A 22,060-nucleotide genomic window follows, 5' to 3' on the forward strand; every position below is an offset into this window, starting at 1 on the left:
CGACGAGGACGCCGCCCGCCCGGACCCCGCCCCCGCTACTCGCCATGCGGGCGCAGCTGATGTTCGTACGCGAAGATCACGACCTGCACCCGGTCGCGGAGCCGCAGTTTGGTGAGGATGCGGGTGATGTGGGTCTTGACGGTGGCCTCGGTGAGGAAGAGGTGCTCCGCGATCTCGGCGTTCGACAGGCCGGCGGCGATGAGGTGGAACACGTCTTTCTCGCGGGGTGTCAGCCGGGCGAAGAGCGCGCCGGCGTCGTCCGCGTGGGGCCACGGGGCGATCTGGGCGAAGCGGTCGACGAGACCTCGGGTGATGCGCGGGGTGAGGACGGCGTCGCCGGAGGCCACGGACCGGATCGCCGCCCGCAGCACGGTCGGGACGACGTCCTTGAGGAGGAATCCGCAGGCTCCCGCGCGGAGGCCTTCGAAGGCGTATTCGTCGAGGTCGAAGGTGGTGAGGATCAGAACGCGTGAGGCTGTCGAGGCGGTGATGCGCCGGGTTGCCTCGATGCCGTCCATGACCGGCATGCGTACGTCCATGAGCACCACGTCCGGCAGCGTGCGCCGCGCGAGGTCGACCGCCTCCTGACCGTCGGCGGCTTCGCCGAGGACGGTGATGTCCGGCATCGTGTCGAGGAGGCTGCGGAAGGCCATGCGGACGAGTGCCTGGTCGTCGGCGAGGAGGACCGAGATCGTCATCGCGGTTCTCCCAGCTTCAGTTCGCCCGACACGACCCATCCGGACGGGGTGGGCCCCGCCCGGAGATCACCGTCGAACATCGCGACCCGTTCTCGTATCCCGGTCAGCCCGTTGCCGGCCCTGCCTTCCGCCCCGGCGTCGGTCCCGGGGGACGTCTTGCCGTCATCGGTGACGCTGAAGCCGACCAGGTCACCGTCGCGGAGCAGGACGACATCCACCCGGGATGCGTCCCGGGCGTGCTTGACGACGTTCGTGAGTGACTCCTGGAGGATCCGGTAGAGCGTCGTCTGCGCCTCCGCGCTCAGGGTCGTGCAGTCGCCGGTCTCGGTCAGCCGGACGTCCAGGCCGGTGCCGCGGGTCTCGTCCACCAGGGCCTCGAGCGAGCCGAGGTCGGGCTGCGGGGCACGATCGCCACCGTCCTCGGCCCGCAGGACGCCGAGCAGCCGACGCATTCCCGCGAGGGACTGCCGACCGGTCGACGCGGCCAGGAGCATCTTCCCCCGGGCGCCCTCCGGATCGGTCGCTGTGGTCGCCGCCGCTGCCTCGGAGAGGGCTACGACGACCACCAGACCGTGGGCGACGATGTCGTGCATTTCCCGCGCGATCCGGGTGCGTTCGGCCGCCGCGGCGAGCTGCGCCTGCTGGGCGCGTTCCTGTTCCAGCCGCTGCGCACGGTCCTCGATGGAGGCGAGGTAGCGGTGCTGGGCGCGCACGGTGGTGCCGAGGAAGAACGCGGCCGCGGCCAGTCCGCTGAGGATGACGAAGGCGTCGTTGACGCTCGCGGCCGGAGCGAACCGTACGGCCACCAGGACGACGCCGAACTCGACGGCCGTCGCGGCGCCGAGCGAGTGCCGCAGGCCGCGGTGGGCGGCGACGGTGTAGAGCGCGACGAGCACCGCGAACTCGGAGAACGAGACCGTGCCGAGCGCCCAGGTCGCCATCGCCACGGCCCAGCAGAACCAGAACACGGCGACCGGAGCCCGGCGGCGCAGCAGGAGGGGACAGATCACCGCGGCCGCCAGCACCCAGTCCAGCACCCCGGACCGGTTGTAGAGCAACTCGTGCGACGCGGCGACGGCGCACAGGACGGGCGGCCCGAGGAGCAGGACGAGGGACAGGGACGGGCGGTCCCGGGACGGTCGGTGCGCCGGTCGGAGGTGCTTCACCCCGCCGACAGTACGGAAGGGCGGTCCCGGCGGCATCAATCGAAGGTCTTACATCCGCCGGAAAGTGGCCACCATTGTCGGATGTGCCGCTCCCGGGGCTGCTTTTAGCGTCGCGGCATGAGAACTCGACCAGCGACCATGGCCATGAAAGTGCCGGAGATCACCCTCATCTTCTGGATCGCGAAACTGTGCACCACCGGATTCGGCGAGTCCTTCTCGGACTACGTCTTCTTCAACGACTACATCGGGCAGCACGCGGCCATGCTCATGGGGCTGGGCCTGCTCCTCGTATGCCTGGCCGCGCAGATCGGCACCACGAAATACATCCCGTGGGTCTACTGGCTCGCGGTGACCGCGGTGAGCATATTCGGAACGATGTCGGCGGACTTCCTGAACAAGGACCTGGGGATGCCGCTCTACGCTTCCACGCTGATGCTGGTGGCCGTCCAGATCGGCGTCTTCGCCGCCTGGTACGCGACACAGCGCACCCTGGACGTGCACAGCATCGACAACCGTCTGCGGGAGCTGTTCTACTGGCTGACCGTCCTGTGCACCTTCGCGCTGGGAACGGCCGCGGGTGATTTCGCGGCCGTGACCCTGGGACTCGGTACTTTGGCCTCGTCCTTCGTCTTCCTCGGAATCATCCTGATCCCGGCAGCCGGCTATCGCTGGTTCCGTCTCAACGAAGTCCTGGCATTCTGGTTCGCCTACACCATCACCCGTCCCCTGGGCGCCTCCGTCGCGGACTGGCTTTCCGTACCCGCCCCTTATGGGGACGGACTGCAATTGGGTACGGGACCGATCAGCCTGGTCCTCGGGATTCTCCTCGCTGGAGTCATCACGGTGATCGCATCACGACACCGCCGGTCCGATCCCCCGAAAGCGGCACCCTCGAACAGCGTGGAAGGCGTTCAGGAAACGTTCAGGAATTGACCGACCGGACCGCGGACCGCAGGGCCTCGACTGCCCGACCGGCGCTGCGGCCGTCCGGCCCAGGACGGTGAATTCCGGTCCCGGGTAAATGAGTTGGGCGCTGGCGGTGCTGTGGACGCAGCCGGTGCGGGACCGCGCGTGGGCACACGCGCTGGCCACGGTCGGCCTTCCGCCGAGGCGCAGGACTGGACGGCATACGGCACCTCCCGGGGCTCGGATCCGCCGTCACCGGCCGTCCATTGTGACTGTGCCCCCTCTACCGGGGAAGGGTTTCACCTCACCCGGGGACCACCACGGCACGCCCCCGGCAACACACCACGTCACCGGCACCGCAGCGTTCGACCAGATCCAGAGTGACCACACCGCTGACCGCGTCCACGGACCGCACCGTGCCCGTCACCACCAGCCGATCCCCGACATACGCCGGCGCCCGGTTCCGCCACCCCACCTCTCGCACCTCTCCACCCACACCCGCGAACTCCACGGCGGCACGGTGAAACAGACACCCATGCAGCTGAGCCATGACGACCGCCCCCGCCAGCCCCTCCGACCGCGCGAACTCGGCGTCATAGTGGATGCGATGGGCATTGCGGGTGACGGCCCCGAACCGCAGCAGACCGACCGCGTCGGGTGTCAGCTCGACGGGCAACACGGCCTGCCCCACGACGACTTGGCGTGTCTGACGGCCTGTCATCGGACGATGAACCTCTCTGTGACTTCGATCAACGTGCCCCGTACCGCGCCGTAGACCTTCTCCACCGTGAGGAGAAGGAAGCCCTCGCCAACTCCCTTGCGTTCCACGGCAGTCAGCGCGCGCCGCAGCTCGACGAGGTCACCCGCGCGCACCTCGCCGACCCACCGCACGTCCTGCCCGCCCGCCATCAGCCGGACGTCGAGCCCGTCCGTCCCGGGGACCTCGTCGCGGTACATGCCGTCCGGCCGGAACTCCGCCGCGTCGGCGCCGGGTGCCCCGCGCAGCAGACTCACCACGTACATGGGGTGGACGGCGAAGTCGGCGCGAGCGGGATCGACGAGATGCGGTGCGCGCTCCCCGGCCGCCCGCGCGAACTCCGCCGCGTCCTCGGCCCGTACGACACCCAACGACCGACGCTCCCACCTCCCCAACGAAGCCCGGGCCCGCTCCTCGACCAGCTCCAACGCGGCGCTCCTGATCATGAGTTGCCTCCCCTCCGGTGCCCGGACGGTAAGGACGGTCCACCCCCGGCCGCCACGGAACCGGCCCGCTCAGCGGACCGTTCCGCTTGGGCGGAGATCGCCGCCGTCCCACCATCGGGACATGGACCTCATGGACATCCAGGCGCCCCCGGAGGGCACCTACGCGGAAGCGGACGGCGTCAAGTACCACTACGTCGAGCTGGGGGAGGGCGGCCCCACGGTCAGCCCCACGGTCTTCCTGCACGGCGGGGGCCCCGGATGCACCGGCTGGTCGGACTTCGGCCAGGTGGCACGGCTGTTCGCGGCGGACCGCCGGTGCCTGCTCGTCGACATCCTCCAGTACGGCAAGTCCGCCAAGCCCGTCATCGAGGGCCCCATGTGGGACTACCACGCGGCGAAGACCGTCGCCCTCCTCGACGAACTCGGCATCGACCGCGCCGACTTCGTCTGCAACTCCTGGGGCGGCACCATCGCGCTCAACCTCGCCGCCAAGTACCCCGAGCGCGTACGGTCGTTGGTCATCACCGGCAGTATGCCCGTCTTCTACGGCCCGCTCGCGCCCCTGCCGGAGGGCGGCCGCCGTGGCCGCAACGCCCGTGATGTCTACTACGGCGGCACCGGCCCCTCGTGGCAGAAGATGCGTGAACTCATTGCCCGCCTGGAGTGGTTCGACCCGGACGCCATCCCCGACGGCACCGTGACCCTGCGCTACGAGCAGAGCCTCGACCCCGAGGAGACCGCGCTCGCCGGTGCCTCAGACAACCCGCGCGGCGACTGGCAGGACCTCACCGCCGAACTCGGTCTGATCGCCGCGCCGACGCTGTTCCTGTGGGGCATGCAGGACGCGTTCCTGACCCCGGACTACCCACTGATGCTGGCCCGCATGATCCCCAAGGGCAGCCTGCACGTGATGAGCGAGGCCTCCCACCATCCGCAGGAGGAACGGCCGTACGACTACCACAGCGTCGTCACCGGCTTCCTGAACCAGCAGTACAACTGACTCTCCGGGGAGGAGACATGAGCGGGTCCGTCGCGAGGGTCGTCGAACTGTCCAGCCCCTTCACCCGGTTCGCCGGCCGCCTGCTGGTCGGGCTCGGGTACGAGGTCGTGCTCGTCGAACCGCCGGAAGGCGACGCGACCCGACGCGAACTCGGCGGCGACGCGTTCGTCCACTGGCACGCGGGGAAGCGGTCGGTCGTGCCCGCCTCGCCCGAAGAGCTGCGTGCTCTCCTCGCCACCGCCGACGTGCTGCTCGACGGGAGTCCGGGCGGGGCCGAGGAGATCGTGACCGGCCTCGACGGTCTCGTGCACGTCCGCGTCACCCCCTTCGGGCTGCTCGGCCCCCGCACCGACTGGCAGGGCACCGACCTCGTGGTGGCCGCGCTCGGCGGAATGCTCGCCCAGGTCGGCGACCCCGACGGCCCGCCGCTACGGCTCCCGGAGCAGCAGGCCGAGCAACTCGCCGGTGTCAACGCGGCGATCGCCGCCCTGCTCGGCCTCCGCGCGCGTCGCACCGGCACGGGGCAGCTGGTCGACGTCTCCGCGCAGGCGTGCGTCGCGGCCGCGCTGGAGGCCGGAACCCTCGCCTATCTGCACGAGGACCGGGTTCCGCCACGCCCCGGCAGCGTCCATCCCCTCGTCCCGCACGGCCTGTTCAGGTCCGCCGACGGTTACCTGGGCGGTGGGCTCGGCGGCAGCCCGCGCATGTGGGACGCGCTGCTCGACTGGCTGCGCGAGGAGAACGCGGCGGCCGACCTCACGGAACCGCGCTGGCAGGACCCGGTCGAACGCAAGAAGCACCAGGAGCATGTGTTCAAGGTCGTCCAGGACTTCGTGGGCATGTGGCCGAAGGCCGAGTTCGCGGAACGGGCCCAGGCGAGGAAACTGCCCTGGGCCGCAGTCGACCTGCCCCACGAACTCCCCGACAACCCGCAGCTCACGGCCCGCGACTTCTTCACCCGGGTCCGCACACCGGAGGGCGAGCGGACCGACCTGGGCTTCCCCTTCGCGTTCCCGGAAGGCCACCGGGTACGGGAGTTGGACGTCCCCGCGCTGGGCGCGGACCAGCAGATGCTCGCGGAACGCCGCCCGGGACCCACCCCTGCGGTCGTGAACACCAAGGCCCCCGCCCTGCACGGCATCCGCGTCCTCGACCTGACCTGGGTCCTCGCCGGCCCGTACTGCACCAAGGTCCTGGCCGACCACGGCGCCGACGTCATCAAGGTCGAGTCCATGGGCCGCCCCGACCCCACCCGCTTCGCCCCGTTCATGCACCTCTCCCGCGGCCCCCACACGGACCCGAACACCAACGGCTACTTCAACGAGGTCAACCGCAACAAACGCAGCATCGCCCTCGACACCCGCACCGACGAAGGCGTCGCGGTCCTCCGCGAACTCATCGCCCACGCCGACGTCCTCGTGGAGAACTTCAGCTCCACCGTCATGCGCAAACTCGGCCTCGGCTACGAGGAGTTGACCCGGATCAACCCGGACCTCGTGTACGTCAGCATGTCGGGCATGGGGCACACCGGCCCGCGCAACGGCTGGGTCTCGTACGCCGACACGGTCTCGGCGAGCGCGGGCCTGACCGGACTGACCGGCTGGGGCCCGGACGACGTGGTCGGCGTGATCTACGGCCACGGCGACATCGTCGCGGGACTGCAGGCCGCCCTCGCCACGGTCGCCGCACTGGAGCACCGAGCCGTCACCGGACGCGGACAGCACATCGACCTCTCCCAACTGGAGGCGACAGCAGCCCACATGGGCACCAGCCTCCTCGGCGGCCCGGCGGTGACACCGAGCGGCAACACCCACCCGAGCTGGAGCCCGCAGGGCGTCTACCGCTGCCTCGGCGCCGACCGCTGGCTGGCGGTCAGCGTGCGCGACGACTCCGAGTGGGCTGCGCTGTGCGAGGTGATCGGCCGACCCGAACTCGCCACGGACGAACGGACGTTCACGGCGGAGGCCCGGCGTTGCTCGACAGCCCTCGTCGACTCCGCGCTGGGGGAGTGGACCCGTACGCTCCCTGCCGATGTCGCCGCCGAGGAGCTCCAGGCCCGCGGCGTCCCGGCCGGAGCAGTGCAGGACGGGCGTGAACTCGTCGAGCACGACCCGCAGTTGAGGGCCCGGGGCTTCTATGTCCGCAAGGAACACCCGGTCGCGGGCGCCTTCCTCCACGAGGGCGTCCCGATCCGCCTCACCCGCACACCCGGCGGGATCCGCGCGGCCGCGCCCGTACTCGGCGCCGACACCGACGCCGTACTCAGCGAGGTGGCGGGGTTCTCGACGGAGCGCGTCCAGCGGCTCCGGGAGGCCGGAGTCCTGCGGTGACCGACACCATCCCCGGCCTCCTCGACGTGGCGGCCGGGGAGTTCGGCGAACGGCCCTTCCTGCGGGTGGGGGACGTGGCACGGACGTACGCGGAGACCCGTACGGCCGCCGCCACGATGGCCGGAGCGCTCGCCGAGCGGGGGTGTCGGCCGGGCGACCGTGTCGCCGTCATGGCCGACAACCGCATCGAGGTCGTCGACCTCGTCCTCGGCTGCGCCTGGCTGGGTGCGGTGCTGATCCCGCTCAACACCGGTCTGCGGGGCGGTGGACTTCGGCAGGTGCTGCGGGCGGCGGAACCGCAATTCCTGCTGGTGGAGGAGGAGTTGGCGGAACGGGTCGTAGCGGCCGGTTTTCAGGGGGAGTTGTGGATCGTCGGCGGGGACGGCGTACCGGCGCCGGGCTTGGCCCCCGCCCTGCCCTCGGCCCAAGTGCGCCCGGACGACACCGCGTTCGTGTTGTTCACCTCGGGGACCACGGGTGCGGCGCGCGGTGTCCGGTGCCCGCACGCGCAGACCGTCTGGTGGGGCCGCAACGTCTCCGGCTCGCTCCAACTCGCTGCCGACGACGTGCTGTTCACCTGTCTGCCGCTGTTCCACACCAACGCGCTGAACACCCTCGCGCACGCGATGGCCGTGGGGGCGAGCTGTGTGATCGGTGAGCGGTTCTCCGCCACGCGGTACTGGGAGCGGGTGGCGGAGGCCGGGGCGACCGCCGTGTATCTGCTGGGCGCGATGGTGCCGATGCTGCTGGCCCAGCCGCCGAGCGCCGCCGACCGTGCGCATCGGGTGTGGCGCGGGCTTTCCCCCGCCACTCCCGGCTCGGCGTGGGAGCCGTTTCGGGAGCGGTTCGGGGTCACGTTGGTCGACGGGTTCGGGTCGACGGAGACGAACCTCGTCATCGGGTCGACGCCCGAGGAGCAGCGGCCCGGTTACGTCGGTACCGTGCGCGACGGCTTCTCCGCGCGCGTGGTCGACGACCTGCTCGACCCCGTCGCGGACGGTGTCGCCGGCGAGCTGGTGGTCCGTAGCGCGCATGAATTCGCCTTCTGTACCGGGTACTTGGGGGAGCCCGAGCCAGGTCCCACTGCCTGGCGGCGCACCGGTGACCGGGTGGTCCGTGATGCCGACGGGTGGTTCCGGTTCGTCGACCGGATCAAGGACGTGATCCGGCGGCGGGGCGAGAACGTGTCCTCGCAGGAGGTGGAGTCCGTCGTCCGCTCGCACCCGGCGGTCGCCGACGCGGCGGCCTTCCCGGTGCCCTCGGAGCTGGCCGAGGACGAGGTCATGGTCGCGGTGGTGCCCGGGCCGGGGCAGGTGCTGGACCCGCTGGACCTCGTACGGCACTGTGCGCACGAACTGCCGCCGTTCGCGGTGCCCCGCTACATCGACACCGTCCGTGAGCTCCCGCTCACCGAGACCGGCAAGGTTCGCAAGGGCGTACTACGCGAACGTGGGGTCACGGCCACCACGTGGGACCGCTCCACACCGTCCACCCCGGGACGACATCAAACTTGAACCGTTTGTTTTCTTGAATCACTCGTGTTTATGGCTGTAGGTTGAGCGCCATGACCGCATCCCAGCCACCGACCACCGCCGAGGAGCTGCGCGGTGCCGGCCTGCGGGTGACGGCAGCCCGCGTCGCGCTGCTCGAGACCGTCCGGCACGGCGACCACCTCGATGTCGAGGCGGTCGCGTCCGGGGTCCGTGACCGCGTAGGACACATATCGCTCCAGGCCGTGTACGACGCGCTCCACGCGCTGACCTCGGCCGGACTCATACGCCGTATCGAACCGGCAGGCAGTCCCGCCCGCTTCGAAGGACGCGTCGGCGACAACCACCACCACCTCATGTGCAGGTCGTGCGGGGTCGTCGCCGATGTCGACTGCGCGGTCGGCGAGGCACCCTGCCTGACCGCCGCCGACGACCAAGGCTTCTCGATCGACGAGGCCGAGGTCATCTACTGGGGTCTGTGCCCCGCCTGTACCGCGGTCCCCAGTTCCTGAGCCACGTGTTCCACCCCGTTTTGGAAGGATTCCCATGTCTGAGAACCACGACGCAATCGTCACGGACGCGAAGTCGGAGGATGCCGGGGGCTGCCCCGTCGCGCACGGGCGCGCCGCGCACCCGACCCAGGGCGGTGGCAACCGTCAGTGGTGGCCGGAGCGGCTCAACCTGAAGATCCTTGCCAAGGACCCGGTCGTCGCGAACCCGCTCGGCGCGGACTTCGACTACGCCGAGGCGTTCGGCGCCCTGGACCTCGCGGCCGTCAAACAGGACATCGCCGAGGTACTGACCACCTCGCAGGACTGGTGGCCGGCGGACTTCGGCAACTACGGCCCGCTGATGATCCGCATGGCCTGGCACAGCGCCGGCACCTACCGCATCAGCGACGGCCGCGGCGGTGGCGGCCGCGGCCAGCAGCGCTTCGCGCCGCTGAACAGCTGGCCGGACAACGGCAACCTGGACAAGGCCCGCCGTCTGCTGTGGCCCGTCAAGAAGAAGTACGGCCAGTCCATCTCCTGGGCCGACCTCCTGATCCTCACGGGCAACGTGGCGCTGGAGACGATGGGCTTCGAGACCTTCGGCTTCGCCGGCGGCCGTGCCGACGTCTGGGAGGCCGACGAGGACGTGTACTGGGGTCCCGAGACCACCTGGCTCGACGACCAGCGCTACACCGGCGACCGCGAGCTGGAGAACCCGCTCGGCGCCGTCCAGATGGGCCTCATCTACGTCAACCCCGAGGGCCCGAACGGCAACCCGGACCCGCTGGCCGCGGCCCGCGACATCCGTGAGACCTTCCGCCGGATGGCGATGAACGACGAGGAGACCGTCGCCCTCATCGCCGGTGGCCACACCTTCGGCAAGACCCACGGCGCCGGCCCGGCCGAGTCGGTCGGCGACGACCCCGAGGCCTCGCCGCTGGAGCAGCAGGGCCTGGGCTGGAAGTCCACCTACGGCACAGGCAAGGGTGGCGACGCGATCACCTCCGGCCTCGAGGTGACCTGGACCACCAAGCCCACCCAGTGGAGCAACGACTTCTTCGACATCCTCTTCGGCTACGAGTGGGAGCTGACCCAGAGCCCCGCCGGCGCCAACCAGTGGGTGGCCAAGGACGCCGAGGCGATCATCCCCGACGCCCACAGCGACGCCAAGAAGCTGCCCACGATGCTCACCACCGACCTCTCGCTGCGCTTCGACCCGATCTACGGCGAGATCTCGAAGCGCTTCCACGAGAACCCGGCGCAGTTCGCGGACGCCTTCTCCCGCGCGTGGTTCAAGCTGACCCACCGTGACCTGGGCCCGAAGTCCCTGTACCTCGGCCCGGAGGTCCCCTCCGAGACCCTGCTGTGGCAGGACCCGCTGCCGCAGGCCGAGGGCGAGGCCATCGACGCCGCCGACGTCACGGCCCTCAAGGCGAAGATCCTCGCCTCGGACCTGACCGTCTCGCAGCTGGTGTCCACCGCGTGGGCGTCCGCCTCCACCTTCCGGGGCAGCGACAAGCGCGGCGGTGCCAACGGCGCCCGTATCCGCCTCGAGCCGCAGCGCGGCTGGGAGGCCAACGACCCCGACCAGCTCGCCCAGGTGCTGCGGGTCCTCGAAGGCATCCAGGCGGAGTTCAACTCCGGCGCCAAGAAGGTCTCCCTGGCCGACCTGATCGTCCTCGGCGGTGCCGCAGCGGTCGAGAAGGCCGCCAAGGACGGCGGCGTCGACGTGGAGGTCCCCTTCACGCCGGGCCGTGTCGACGCGACCGAGGAGCACACGGACGTCGAGTCGTTCGCCGCGCTGGAGCCGACCGTCGACGGTTTCCGCAACTACCTCGGCAAGGGCAACCGCCTCCCCGCCGAGTACCTGCTGCTCGACCGCGCCAACCTGCTCACCCTGAGCGCCCCCGAGCTGACCGTCCTCGTCGGCGGCCTGCGCGTCCTGGGCGCCAACCAGGGCCAGTCCACGCACGGCGTCCTCACGGACAAGGTCGGCACGCTGACCAACGACTTCTTCGTGAACCTGCTCGACCTGGGCACCGCGTGGACGTCGACCTCCTCGGACCAGCAGACCTTCGAGGCCCGTGACGCCTCCGGCGCGGTCAAGTGGACCGGCACCCGTGCCGACCTGGTCTTCGGCTCGAACTCCGAGCTGCGCGCGCTCGCCGAGGTCTACGCGAGCGACGACGCGAAGGAGAAGTTCGTGAAGGACTTCGTCGACGCGTGGGTCAAGGTCTCCAACCTGGACCGCTTCGACCTGATCTGAGCAGTCCGCACCACCTGACGTCCGGGTCGGCCCTCGCGGGTCGGCCCGGACGTTTCTCATCTCCTGAACTCGCGGCACAGGCGTGCACGTTTGTCACATAAGCTCCTCCGCATGAACGAGGGGGAGCCCGGCAGACGGGTTGTCGACGGCCGCTTCGAGCTGGAGTCCCGGCTCGGCGGCGGTGGCATGGGCACGGTGTGGCGCGCCCAGGACCTGCTGCTGCACCGCTATGTCGCGGTCAAGGAGGTCCGGCCGCCGGACATCGACCTCGCCGAGTACGACCCCGCCGCGGCGGAGATGCTGCGCCAGCGGGTCCTGCGCGAGGCCCGCGCGCTGGCCAGGGTCGAGCACCCGAACGTGGTGACGATCCATCACATCGTCGACGAGGGCGTGGGCACCTACCCGTGGCTCGTCATGGAACTCGTCCAAGGCGGCTCCCTCGCCGACCGGTTGGCCCGCGGACCCATGGCCCCCGCCGAGGCCGCACACCTCGGCCGCGGCGTGCTCGACGCCCTCGACGCGGCACACGCGGCGGGCGTCCAGCACCGCGACGTGAAACCCGCCAACGTCCTGCTGCGCACCGACGGCCGCCCCGTCCTCACCGACTTCGGCATCGCCGCGATCCGCGACGCCACCGCCCTCACCGCCACCGGCTCCATCATCGGCACCCCCGACTACATGGCCCCGGAACGGGTCTCGGGCCAGAGCGGCGGTCCCGCCGCCGACCTGTGGTCGCTCGCGATGATGCTCTACGTCGCCGTCGAGGGCCACCACCCGCTCCAGCGCGGTACGACCCTGGCCACGCTGGCCGCGGTACTCCAGGAGGACGTGCCGCCACCGGTGCGGGCCGGATCGCTGACGCCGGTGCTGTCCTGCGTCCTGGTCCGTGATCCCGAGGGGCGGCCGGACGCCTGGACGGTCGGCCGGATGCTGGACGCCGCCGCGGCACAGCCCGAGGACCGGCGCCCCGAGACGACCTCGTACCGGCTCGCACCGCCGATGCCTCCGTCACTGCCGCCCACCGACGGCATGCGGGCCACGGGCAGCCGACGGCGCCCGGCGGCGAAGCGGTCCCGAGGCGTCGCGGTCGCCTCCAGCGTCGTAGGCGTCCTGCTGGTGGGGACGCTCGCCTGGAAGGTGCTGCCGGGCGGGAACGACAAGGACGGCTCGACGGCGTCCCCGGGCGCCAGCGGTCAGACGCAGCAGCAGACGCCTACGCCGACCGTCTCGGCGACTCAGAGCAGTGCCGCGGTGAAGACCCAGGACATGCTCACGCCGGCCGGCATCCGGACCGCGATCAAGGCGTTCAAGGAGAAGACGGGCAGCGACCGTTTCGCCGACTTCTCCGTCTATCCGGGGTACGTCATCGCGGACGTGATGGTGAAGGGCAGCCAGACCAAGTACCAGAGCTACACCTACCGCTCCGGCACCGGGTTCGACCCGGACGGCAGCAAGGCCCTGGTGTCGGAAGGCGACCAGCCGGTGAACCTGGACGACTTCAACTGGGACGCGGTTCCCGCGTTGTTGAAGACCGCGAAGAAGGAGCTGAAGGTCGCGAAGCCGACGAGCCAGTACCTGCTGCTGCGGGTGCCGAACACCTACGACGGCACGTTGGAGGGCATGGCGATCTACCTGAGCGACGACTACGGCGCCGGCGGCTTTGTGGACGCCAACACCAAGGGCACCGTGACCAGGGTGGTGCGGTGACGGGTAGGTTCGGCCCGTGCCCACCTTGCTGATCGTGCATCACACCCCCTCGCCCAACTGCCAGGCGATGTTCGAGGCCGTCGTCTCCGGCGCTACGACACCGGAGATCGAGGACGTGCGGGTCGTACGGCGTGCCGCCCTGTCCGCGACGGTGTCGGACGTGTTGGAGGCCGACGGTTTTCTGCTGGGCACGCCCGCGAACCTCGGTTACATGTCCGGCGCGCTCAAGCACTTCTTCGACCAGATCTACTACCCGTGCCTGGACGAGACCCGGGGCCGGCCCTTCGGCTACTACGTGCACGGCGGGAACGACGTGACCGGAGCCGTGCGCGGCATCGAGGCGATCACGACCGGGCTGGGCTGGCGGCGCGTCGCGGACCCGGTGACGCTGACCGGCGAGCCGGACAGGGGCGGCGTCGAGGCGTGCTGGGAGCTGGGGGCGACGATCGCGGCCGGTCTGGAGGCCTGAGCGGGCGGCCACCACCCGTTCGGCGGCCGAAGAGTGTCGTGACCCCCCGAAGCACCCCCAGCGTGGAGGGACATGCCCCTCCGAGTGACAGGAGTTCTTCATGAGGAAGCGTCTGACGGCCGCGGTGGGTCTGGCGGGTGCGGCGTTGCTGCTGTGTGCCGGCACGGCGAGCGCGGACCCCGACCCCGTCGGTACCGCCAGCGACAGCCCGGGCGTGCTCTCCGGAAACGTCGTGCAGGTGCCGATCGATCTCGACCTCAACCTGTGCGGCAACTCCATCAACGTCATCGGTCTGCTGAACCCCGCACTGGGCAACCACTGCGAGACCACCGACTGACGAGCCGTACCGTGAACGAGCCGTGGGCCCCGCGCCCGCGGCTCGTTCCGCGTGTCAGGAGACGTGTCAGGAGATGCGTCAGGGGACCTCGGGCAGCCGGTGCAGGGGCGTGCCGTGGGCCCAGCGCCGCAGACGTGAGCCGTCGATGAGCTGGACGCCGCCCTGTCTGCGCGCCCACTGCACGTCACGTCGGCTGAAGGTGCCCCGGTGCACGACGAGCCGCAGATGCGGTCCGGAGCCGGCCGCGCGTGCTGATCGCGCCGGGGTCTCCTCGTCGGGCAGCGGCTCGGCGACCGGCCGGAAGGCCACCTCCAGACGGCGGCCCAGCCGGTCGCGCGCACGGACCCGCGGCTGGCCCTGCGCGTCGGGCCGGGCCAGCGCCCGCCAGCCGTCCCGGCGCAACATCCGGGACACGGCCAGGGCGAGCCCCTCCACATCCAGGTCGGCGATCTCCTCGGGCGTGTAGTAGCCCAGGCGGCGACGGGCCAGCGGCCGGTTGTGCCGGACCACGGCCGCCGTGATCACGGCGAGCAGCGCCAGCCCGCCGACGAGCGCGGCGGTGCCGAGGACGCGGTACGCCTCGGCGAGCCCGGCCACGATCCCGCACACGACGACGGCGACCACGACGAGGGCGGGCAGCACCTCGCGCAGTCCGGGGCCGTAGCGTCCCTGGGCGCGCAGGGCACGGATCGCCTCGCGCCTTCGGGAGCGCCACGACGCGCGCTTCTCGTGCCTCCGCAGCCTCTGCGGCAACAGAGCCAACTCCCCCCACCCCCAAGCGCGTTGACGCCTGCGGTAGGGATACCCGCCGGATGTGGTCCGCGTGCGCGGGGACGGGAACCGGCCACCAAACCGGCCGAACTGTTTCGGCGGCGGCCATGACCTCGCGGGCAGCGAAGTCGTCCCTCCAGACCTCTGGCCCCAGGTACCTACCGCCCGGTATACAAGGCCAGTTGAACGAGAGACGACCGCAGCGGGCCCGCCCCGTCGCACCGTCTCGTACCTGGGGAGGAACCTCATGAAGCGTGAGACGCATCCGGACACGACGGCGCACCACCGTGGCAGGGCCGTGGCGGTCGCCGCGGCGGTCAGCGGCTGCGCCCTCGTCGTCGCGTCCGCGGCACCGGCGGCCGCGCACAACTCGGGCCATGGGCACGGTCGTTCGACTCAGTACGTGGCGCTGGGCGACTCCTACACCTCGGGCCCGTACATACCGACCCAGGTGGATGCCAACTGTGCCCGCTCCGACCACAATTACCCCTCCGTGGTGACGGCGGACCAAAGAGGGACCGTCCTCAAGGACGTGAGTTGCAGCGGCGCGACGACCGCGGAGATGTGGAAGGCGCAGGGCACCAACCCGCCCCAACTGGACGCCGTGCAGCGGAACACGGACCTGGTGACCTTGCAGATCGGGGGCAACGACATCGGGTTCAGCACCATCATCGGCACCTGCGCCAAGCTCAGCGCCACGGACCTGACCGGCAACCCGTGCCAGCGCTACTACACCTCCTCCGGCGTCGACCAGTTGGCGCTGGCCGTCCTCAACACCGCGCCGAAGGTCACCAAGGTCCTCCGTGCGGTGCACAAGCAGGCACCCCACGCGCGCGTGCTCGTCGTTGGCTACCCGGACCTGCTGCCCGACGACGGCAGCGGCTGCTACCCCTCGGTGCCGTTCGCCGCCAAGGACTTCCCCTATCTGCGCGACACCGGCAAGCGCCTCAACCTGATGCTCCGCGTGGTGGCCGCCCTCAACGGCGCGGAGTACGTGGACACTTACGGCCCGACCGTCGGCCACGACATGTGCAAGGCGCCCGCCGACCGCTGGATAGAGCCGCTGCAACCCGCCTCCCCGGCGGCTCCGGCGCACCCCAACGCGAAGGGCGAGGCGGCCATGGCGGGTGCAGTGCTCAAGCAACTGGACCGGCGCCACCGGTACTGACGGACAGCGGCGGCCCGGGTTTTCCACAGGCGGAGGGGGTGTACTCGCTAAACGCGCCCCTGACGAGGAAAGATGGGGCCGTACGCGAAGTCGGTCGATACGGAGGAGCGGGCCACCATGGCACACGAGCGAGCGGGCGAACAGGCCCGCGCGGAAGATCTCGTCGACGTAGCCCGTCTGGTGACCGCGTACTACGCGCTGCACCCGGACCCCGCCGAGCCGGGGCAGCGCGTGGCGTTCGGCACCTCCGGGCACCGGGGCTCGTCCCTGGCGACCGCGTTCAACGAGGACCACATCGCCGCCACCAGCCAGGCCATCTGCGAGTACCGCGCGGACCAGGGCACCGACGGCCCCCTCTTCATCGGGGCCGACACCCACGCGCTGTCCGAGCCCGCGAAGGTCACCGCCCTGGAGGTGTTCGCCGCCAACGAGGTCACGGTCCTCATCGACAGCGCGGACGGCTACACGCCCACCCCGGCGGTGTCCCACGCGATCCTCGCCCACAACCGCGGCCGCACCTCGGGCCTGGCGGACGGCGTCGTGGTCACCCCCTCGCACAACCCGCCCGGCGACGGCGGCTTCAAGTACAACCCGCCGAACGGCGGCCCGGCCGGCTCCGAGGCCACCTCCTGGATCCAGGACCGCGCCAACGACATCATCGCGGGCGGCCTGAAGGACGTACGCCGCGTCCCGTACACCCGCGCGCTCGCCGCGCCCGGCACGGGCCGCTACGACTTCCTCGGCGCGTACGTCGCCGACCTGCCGAGCGTCCTCGACCTGGACGCGATCCGGACGGCCGGGGTGCGGATCGGCGCCGACCCGCTGGGCGGGGCGTCCGTCGCCTACTGGGGGCGCATCGCCGAGGAGCACCGGCTCGACCTGACCGTGGTCAATCCGCTCACGGACCCGACCTGGCGGTTCATGACGCTGGACTGGGACGGCAAGATCCGCATGGACTGCTCGTCGCCGTACGCGATGGCCTCGCTGATCGCGCAGCGCGACCGGTTCGACATCGCCACGGGCAACGACGCCGACTCCGACCGGCACGGGATCGTCACCCCGGACGCGGGCCTGATGAACCCCAATCACTACCTGGCCGCCGCGATCGCCTACCTCTACGCCCACCGCGAGCAGTGGCCCGCCGACGCGGGCGTGGGCAAGACGCTGGTGTCCTCGTCGATGATCGACCGGGTCGCCGCCGACCTCGGGCGCCGGCTCGTCGAGGTGCCCGTCGGCTTCAAGTGGTTCGTGGACGGACTGGTCGACGGCTCGCTCGGCTTCGGCGGCGAGGAGTCGGCCGGTGCCTCCTTCCTGCGCCGGGACGGCTCCGTGTGGACCACCGACAAGGACGGCATCATCCTGGCGCTGCTCGCCAGCGAGATCACCGCGGTCACCGGCAAGACGCCGTCCGAGCACTACAAGGGACTCACGGACCGGTTCGGCTCGCCCGCCTACGCCCGGATCGACGCCCCGGCGTCCCGCGAGGAGAAGGCGCTCCTTGCCAAGCTCTCGCCCGCGCAGGTCACCGCCGACACCCTGGCCGGCGAGCCCGTCACCGGCGTCCTCACCGAGGCACCGGGCAACGGCGCGGCCCTCGGCGGCATCAAGGTGACGACCGCCAACGCCTGGTTCGCGGCGCGGCCCTCCGGCACCGAGGATGTCTACAAGATCTACGCCGAGTCCTTCCTCGGCGCTGACCACCTCGGCCAGGTGCAGGAGGAGGCGAAGGCCGTGGTCGGGGCGGCGCTGGGCGGCTGACCCGGCGGCCGTGGTGCCGGCTGCCGTAGGAATGAATGCTGTGGCAGGCGGTGTTGGGCCGACACGTGAGCCATGACGCACGACGGAAGTGAACCCCGTATGTCCTTCGAAACGACCGACTACACGGGGCAGACCACGTGCGGCGACGAGGCCCGCACCCCGCTGCGCGACTTCCTGCGGACCGAGACCGGGAGCGCCGCCGTCCTGGTGGCGGCGGCGCTCGTCGCGCTCGTCTGGGCCAATGTCACGCCGTCGGCGTACGAGACGTTCTGGGAGACCCACCTCTCCGTGCGGCTCGGTTCGCACGGAGTCTCGCTCGACCTGCGCGAGTGGGTCAACAGCGGGCTGATGACGCTGTTCTTCCTCGTCGTCGGGCTGGAGGCGCGCCGCGAGTTCGACATGGGCGAGCTGCGCGAACGCAGGCGGCTGGCGCTGCCGATGGTCGCGGGGGCGAGCGGCATGCTCGTGCCGATCGCCATCTACCTCGCCATCAACAGCGGGCACGGGACGGCGAACGGCTGGGGCGCGGTGATGTCCACCGACACGGCGTTCGCGCTGGGCATGCTCGCCGTCGTGGGCCGCCACATGCCGCCCGGGCTGCGGGTCTTCCTCCTCACGATCACCGTCGTCGACGACTTCCTCGCGCTCGTCGTGATCGCCGTCTTCTACAGCGACCACATCGCCGTACCGGCACTCCTGGTGGCGGTCGGCATGTTCGGCGTCGTCGTGCTGCTACGGCGGTTCCGGGTGCGCCGGGGCCCGCTGTACGCGCTGGTCGGGGTAGTCGCCTGGGTCGCCCTGCTCAAGTCGGGTGTCGATCCCGTGGTCATCGGCCTCGCCATGGGACTGATCACGTACGCCTACCCGGCGGGGCGCGACGACCTGGAGCGAGCCACCGGCCTGTTCCGGCTGTTCCGCGAGCAGCCCACCCCCGAGCTGGAACGCGACGTACGGGCCGGAATCGCGGCGTCGATCTCCCCGAACGACCGGCTCCAGCGCATCTACCACCCGTGGGCGAGCTACGCCGTAGTCCCGCTGTTCGCGCTGGCCAATGCAGGTCTGCATCTCAGCGGGGAGCAACTGGCCAGGGCCTTCACCTCGCCCGTCGCGCTGGGCATCCTCATCGGGTATGTCGTCGGCAAGCCGCTCGGCATCGTGTCCTCGACGGCGCTGACCAGTGTTCTGTCCCGGGGCCGGATCCGGCCCCCGGTCGGCTGGGGCGCGGTGACCGCGGGCGGCACGCTGGCCGGCGTCGGCTTCACGGTGTCCCTGCTGATCGCGACCCTCGCCTTCGACGGGACCACCCTGGAGGACGCGAAGACGGGCATCCTCAGCGCCGTCATCTGCTCCTTCCTGGTCGGCCGGCTGGTCACGGGAGTGATCGGGCTGCTGCCGCCGCAGATCCGGCCAAGGGTGCTGTTCGGCCGGGCGGAGACCATCGTCGACCTGTCGGTGCCCGTGGACCCCGACCGCGACCATCTGCGCGGACCGCGGCACGCCCCGGTGACCGTCGTGGAATACGGCGACTACGAATGCCCCTTCTGCGGCCAGGCCGAGCCGGTCGTCCGTGAGCTGCTCGGTTCCTTCGGGGACGAGGTGCGGTACGTGTGGCGGCACCTCCCGCTCACCGACGTCCACGAGCACGCCCAGCTCGCCGCCGAGGCCGCGGAGGCCGCCGCACTGCAGGGCGGCTACTGGGAGATGCACGACCTGCTCCTCAGCCACCAGGGCGCCCTGCGCTTCAAGGACCTGCGGGCCTACGCCGTCCAGATCGGCCTCGACCCCGCCCGCTTCGAACGCGACATGCGGGCCCACGAGGGGGCGGGCCATGTCGCCGAGGATGTCGAATCGGCGGACCTCAGCGGGGTCGCGGGCACCCCGACCTTCTTCGTGAACGGCCGTAGACACCATGGCGCGTACGACATCGAGGGGCTCTCGCAGGCGGTACGGGCGGCTCGGGAGCGGGCGGCGGTGGTGGCGGCGTAGCCGTCCGGCCCGTGGGCGCCCGGCGTGATTCCGGCTGTGCGGCGCTGCCACACTGATCACGTGGACGAACAGGACGCGGGGCGGCGGGCGCACGTCGAACGTTTCATCGGCCCGCTGCGGACGAACATGCCCGGGGCCGGAGACTTCAGTTTCGAGGGGATCCGACAGCTGGGGAACCCCGTGCCGATCCTGGTGCAGAACGACGGCGAGCGGCAGTTGCAGCTGTGGCTGGAGCCGTTCGGCCAGGACTACTGGCTGGAGCCCGGGGAGGCGGTGTACGGCACGTCGTACGGGACGTGGAGCGGCCACCCGTTCGACGTGAGTCACCAGCCCGACCGCCTCACGGTCTGGGCCGAGTCCTGGTTCGCGACGGTCTCCGACGTCGACGGCAACGAGTTCCCGCCGGGCCGCCGGGACACCGCCTAGGCCGGCGGACAGGGCCGGGAATGGACCGACGGGTGCCGGTGTTGAGACGCATGTAGCTGACATGCTCGGGACAATCTCCCGGGATGTGGGCGGAAGGAGGTCCTCATGGCACGCACCACGAACCGTCCCGTCGTCACCCTGAAGTCGACGGCCGGAACCGGCGTCACCTACGTGACGCGCAAGAGCCGTCACAACGACCCCGACCGGCTGGTCCTGCGCAAGTACGACCCGGTGGCGGGGGAGCACGTCGACTTCCGCGAGGAGCGTTGAGCCGAGGGGTTGTCCCACTCGGCGAGTGAAGCGGCTGTCCCACGAACACAGCAGAGCGGCCGTCCGGCGACGGACGGCCTGAGGAAGGAAGCACCATGAGGTCTGGCATTCACCCCGTGTCCCGTCCGGTCGTCTTCCGCGACCGCGCGGCGGACACCGCGTTCCTGACCACCTCGACCGCGCGGTCGGCGCGCACGATCGAGTGGGCGGACGGGAACACCTACCCGCTGATCGACGTCGAGATCTCGTCGGCCAGCCACCCGTTCTACACCGGCAACACGCGCGTCGTGGACACCGCGGGCCGTGTGGAGCGCTTCGAGCGCCGCTACGGGAGGGCGTCATGAAGGTCCGTAATTCTCTCCGCTCACTGAAGGCCAAGCCCGGCGCGCAGGTGGTACGTCGTCGTGGCGTGACGTTCGTGATCAACAAGAAGGACCCGCGCTTCAAGGCCCGCCAGGGCTGACGCGGCACGTACGACCGGTCGGCCCGGCCCCGCTTCGGCGGTGGCCGGGCCGTTGTCGTACCCCCCTGTGCGTCCTGTTTGTGCGCGTTTCCGAGGGAAGAAATTCCGTTCTTTATGCTTATAACGGTATCAACCCCCTTGGAGTGGTCAATGTCCCGCAAGCACCCCATGGACGACGGCGACGAACTGCTGGCCAGACTCGGGACGCTGACCGCCCAGGCGCGCGAGCGGGCGGAGCTCCAGCGCTCCCTGCTCGAACTGGCCGTAGCCCTGCAGCGCGGCATGCTGCCCGGCGACATGCCGGTCACTCCCCGGTTCCACCTCGCGGTCAAGTACTCGCCCGCCAACCACGGGCTCAACGTGGGCGGCGACTGGTACGACGCCTTCACCATGCCCGACGGGCGTATCGGCCTGTCCATCGGCGACGTCCAGGGCCACAACATCGAGGCGGCCGCGTTCATGGGCCAGGTGAGGGTCGGTCTGCGGGCGCTGGCCTCCGTGACCAGCGAGCCCGGCGAACTCCTCTCCCTGACGAACGACCTGCTCCTGTCCCTCGGCACCGAACTCTTCGCGACCTGCACGTTCATGCGCCTGGACCCGATCACCGGGGTGTTGGAGAGCGCGCGGGCCGGACACATACCCTCCGTCTGGGCCACCGCCGACGGCCGCTGCGGCATCACCGACGACGAGGGCGGGCCGCCCCTCGGCATCGTCGCCGGACAGCGGTACCCCGTGACCGAGCACCGGCTCACCACCGGCGGAGTCTTCGTCCTGGTCACCGACGGCGTCGTGGAGGGCCCCTCGATGAGCGTCGACGAAGGCCTCGACCAGGTGATGCGCCTCGCCGGAGTCGCCGCCGTGGCGGGCATGGAGGCGGGCTCACTCGCGGCCGCCGTGATCAAGGGAGCGGAGCGGGTCGGGCACGAGGACGACGCGGCGGTCCTGGTCGTGGGCCACGACGCGCCCGACATCGGGGCGTAGTGCCCGTACCCCGAAGCGGCGCGGGGCTGTGTCGATACGCGGCAGCCGCCGCGCGGGCGCGGCCAGCCACGACGGCGCGGCAGTGGAACGACGGCGCCACACGGCCCTGCGGCGGAGCCGCGACCGACCCGGCCGGATGAGCACTCGGCGTACTCGTCGCTCCTCGCCTCGCCG

At 70.8% G+C, this 22,060-nt stretch carries 22 protein-coding genes; 17 read left to right on the plus strand and 5 right to left on the minus strand.

The annotated features are described in order from the left end of the window. Positions 1-35: 35 nt before the first annotated feature. Both OO69_RS11990 and OO69_RS11995 read right to left on the minus strand, forming a co-directional pair. Positions 36-698, minus strand: a complete 663-nt coding sequence (locus OO69_RS11990) for a response regulator (RefSeq protein WP_033280491.1) — start codon at positions 696-698, stop codon at positions 36-38. Further along, complete coding sequence (locus tag OO69_RS11995; RefSeq protein WP_051800936.1) at positions 695-1,864, minus strand: sensor histidine kinase; 1,170 nt, start codon at positions 1,862-1,864, stop codon at positions 695-697. The genes OO69_RS11990 and OO69_RS11995 overlap by 4 nt, the downstream gene beginning before the upstream one ends. A gap of 150 nt (positions 1,865-2,014) precedes the next feature. On the opposite strand from OO69_RS11995, the gene OO69_RS12000 reads away from it, so the two are divergent. Next, positions 2,015-2,797 (plus strand): hypothetical protein, encoded by a 783-nt coding sequence (locus OO69_RS12000; protein ID WP_199810928.1) that lies wholly within the window; start codon positions 2,015-2,017, stop codon positions 2,795-2,797. 277 nt (positions 2,798-3,074) lie between these two features. Here the strand turns inward: OO69_RS12000 and OO69_RS12005 are convergent, their stop codons facing one another. Beyond that, positions 3,075-3,491, minus strand: a complete 417-nt coding sequence (locus OO69_RS12005; RefSeq protein WP_033280492.1) for an acyl dehydratase — start codon at positions 3,489-3,491, stop codon at positions 3,075-3,077. Beyond that, a complete protein-coding gene (locus tag OO69_RS12010; RefSeq protein WP_033280493.1) occupies positions 3,488-3,973 on the minus strand; it encodes an FAS1-like dehydratase domain-containing protein in 486 nt (161 codons plus the stop codon). Before OO69_RS12010 ends, OO69_RS12005 begins: the two co-directional genes overlap by 4 nt. A gap of 121 nt (positions 3,974-4,094) precedes the next feature. Here OO69_RS12010 and OO69_RS12015 point away from each other — a divergent pair, with 121 nt between their 5' ends. The 8 genes from OO69_RS12015 (at position 4,095) to OO69_RS12050 (ending at position 14,063) form a co-directional block, all read left to right on the plus strand. Further along, positions 4,095-4,973 (plus strand): alpha/beta fold hydrolase, encoded by an 879-nt coding sequence (locus tag OO69_RS12015; protein WP_199810929.1) that lies wholly within the window; start codon positions 4,095-4,097, stop codon positions 4,971-4,973. 17 nt (positions 4,974-4,990) lie between these two features. Next, positions 4,991-7,303, plus strand: a complete 2,313-nt coding sequence (locus OO69_RS12020; protein ID WP_033280494.1) for a CaiB/BaiF CoA-transferase family protein — start codon at positions 4,991-4,993, stop codon at positions 7,301-7,303. Further along, complete coding sequence (locus tag OO69_RS12025; RefSeq protein ID WP_033280495.1) at positions 7,300-8,817, plus strand: crotonobetainyl-CoA--carnitine CoA-transferase; 1,518 nt, start codon at positions 7,300-7,302, stop codon at positions 8,815-8,817. The genes OO69_RS12020 and OO69_RS12025 overlap by 4 nt, the downstream gene beginning before the upstream one ends. 50 nt (positions 8,818-8,867) lie before the next feature. Next, positions 8,868-9,305, plus strand: a complete 438-nt coding sequence (locus OO69_RS12030) for a Fur family transcriptional regulator (protein WP_033280496.1) — start codon at positions 8,868-8,870, stop codon at positions 9,303-9,305. Between the two features lie 34 nt (positions 9,306-9,339). Beyond that, positions 9,340-11,550: a catalase/peroxidase HPI gene (gene katG / locus OO69_RS12035; RefSeq protein ID WP_033280497.1), complete on the plus strand. Its 2,211-nt coding sequence runs from the start codon at positions 9,340-9,342 to the stop codon at positions 11,548-11,550. A 111-nt stretch (positions 11,551-11,661) separates the two neighbouring features. Further along, complete coding sequence (locus OO69_RS12040; protein WP_033280498.1) at positions 11,662-13,257, plus strand: serine/threonine-protein kinase; 1,596 nt, start codon at positions 11,662-11,664, stop codon at positions 13,255-13,257. 16 nt (positions 13,258-13,273) lie between these two features. Next, on the plus strand, positions 13,274-13,726 hold the full coding sequence (locus OO69_RS12045) for a flavodoxin family protein (RefSeq protein WP_033280499.1): 453 nt from the start codon (positions 13,274-13,276) through the stop codon (positions 13,724-13,726). Between the two features lie 100 nt (positions 13,727-13,826). Next, a complete protein-coding gene (locus tag OO69_RS12050; RefSeq protein ID WP_033280500.1) occupies positions 13,827-14,063 on the plus strand; it encodes a chaplin in 237 nt (78 codons plus the stop codon). 78 nt (positions 14,064-14,141) lie between these two features. Here the strand turns inward: OO69_RS12050 and OO69_RS12055 are convergent, their stop codons facing one another. Further along, the gene (locus OO69_RS12055) at positions 14,142-14,816 is read right to left on the minus strand and encodes a hypothetical protein (protein WP_051800937.1); all 675 of its coding nucleotides are present in this window, start codon (positions 14,814-14,816) and stop codon (positions 14,142-14,144) included. Between the two features lie 265 nt (positions 14,817-15,081). Between OO69_RS12055 and OO69_RS12060 the strand changes: the two genes are divergently transcribed. From OO69_RS12060 to OO69_RS12095, 8 genes are all read left to right on the plus strand, one after another. Next, a complete protein-coding gene (locus OO69_RS12060) occupies positions 15,082-16,002 on the plus strand; it encodes an SGNH/GDSL hydrolase family protein (protein ID WP_051800938.1) in 921 nt (306 codons plus the stop codon). 117 nt (positions 16,003-16,119) lie between these two features. Further along, positions 16,120-17,760, plus strand: a complete 1,641-nt coding sequence (gene pgm, locus OO69_RS12065; RefSeq protein WP_033280600.1) for a phosphoglucomutase (alpha-D-glucose-1,6-bisphosphate-dependent) — start codon at positions 16,120-16,122, stop codon at positions 17,758-17,760. Between the two features lie 99 nt (positions 17,761-17,859). Next, a complete protein-coding gene (gene nhaA, locus OO69_RS12070) occupies positions 17,860-19,746 on the plus strand; it encodes a Na+/H+ antiporter NhaA (protein ID WP_033280501.1) in 1,887 nt (628 codons plus the stop codon). A gap of 60 nt (positions 19,747-19,806) precedes the next feature. Further along, positions 19,807-20,172, plus strand: a complete 366-nt coding sequence (locus OO69_RS49390) for a hypothetical protein (protein ID WP_051800939.1) — start codon at positions 19,807-19,809, stop codon at positions 20,170-20,172. Between the two features lie 105 nt (positions 20,173-20,277). Next, positions 20,278-20,442 (plus strand): 50S ribosomal protein L33, encoded by a 165-nt coding sequence (rpmG, locus tag OO69_RS12080; RefSeq protein WP_033280502.1) that lies wholly within the window; start codon positions 20,278-20,280, stop codon positions 20,440-20,442. 95 nt (positions 20,443-20,537) lie between these two features. Continuing rightward, positions 20,538-20,786, plus strand: coding sequence for a type B 50S ribosomal protein L31 (locus OO69_RS12085; RefSeq protein ID WP_033280503.1), 249 nt, complete (start codon positions 20,538-20,540; stop codon positions 20,784-20,786). Continuing rightward, on the plus strand, positions 20,783-20,905 hold the full coding sequence (gene ykgO, locus OO69_RS12090) for a type B 50S ribosomal protein L36 (protein ID WP_014669332.1): 123 nt from the start codon (positions 20,783-20,785) through the stop codon (positions 20,903-20,905). Before OO69_RS12085 ends, ykgO begins: the two co-directional genes overlap by 4 nt. A gap of 150 nt (positions 20,906-21,055) precedes the next feature. Next, positions 21,056-21,886 carry a PP2C family protein-serine/threonine phosphatase gene (locus OO69_RS12095; protein WP_033280504.1) on the plus strand — a complete coding sequence of 277 codons (831 nt, stop codon included), beginning with the start codon at positions 21,056-21,058 and terminating at the stop codon, positions 21,884-21,886. The last annotated feature ends 174 nt before the right edge of the window (positions 21,887-22,060 follow it).

Origin of the sequence: Streptomyces sp. NRRL F-525, assembly GCF_000716605.1 — a bacterium.
In the GTDB taxonomy this organism is placed as follows: domain Bacteria; phylum Actinomycetota; class Actinomycetes; order Streptomycetales; family Streptomycetaceae; genus Streptomyces.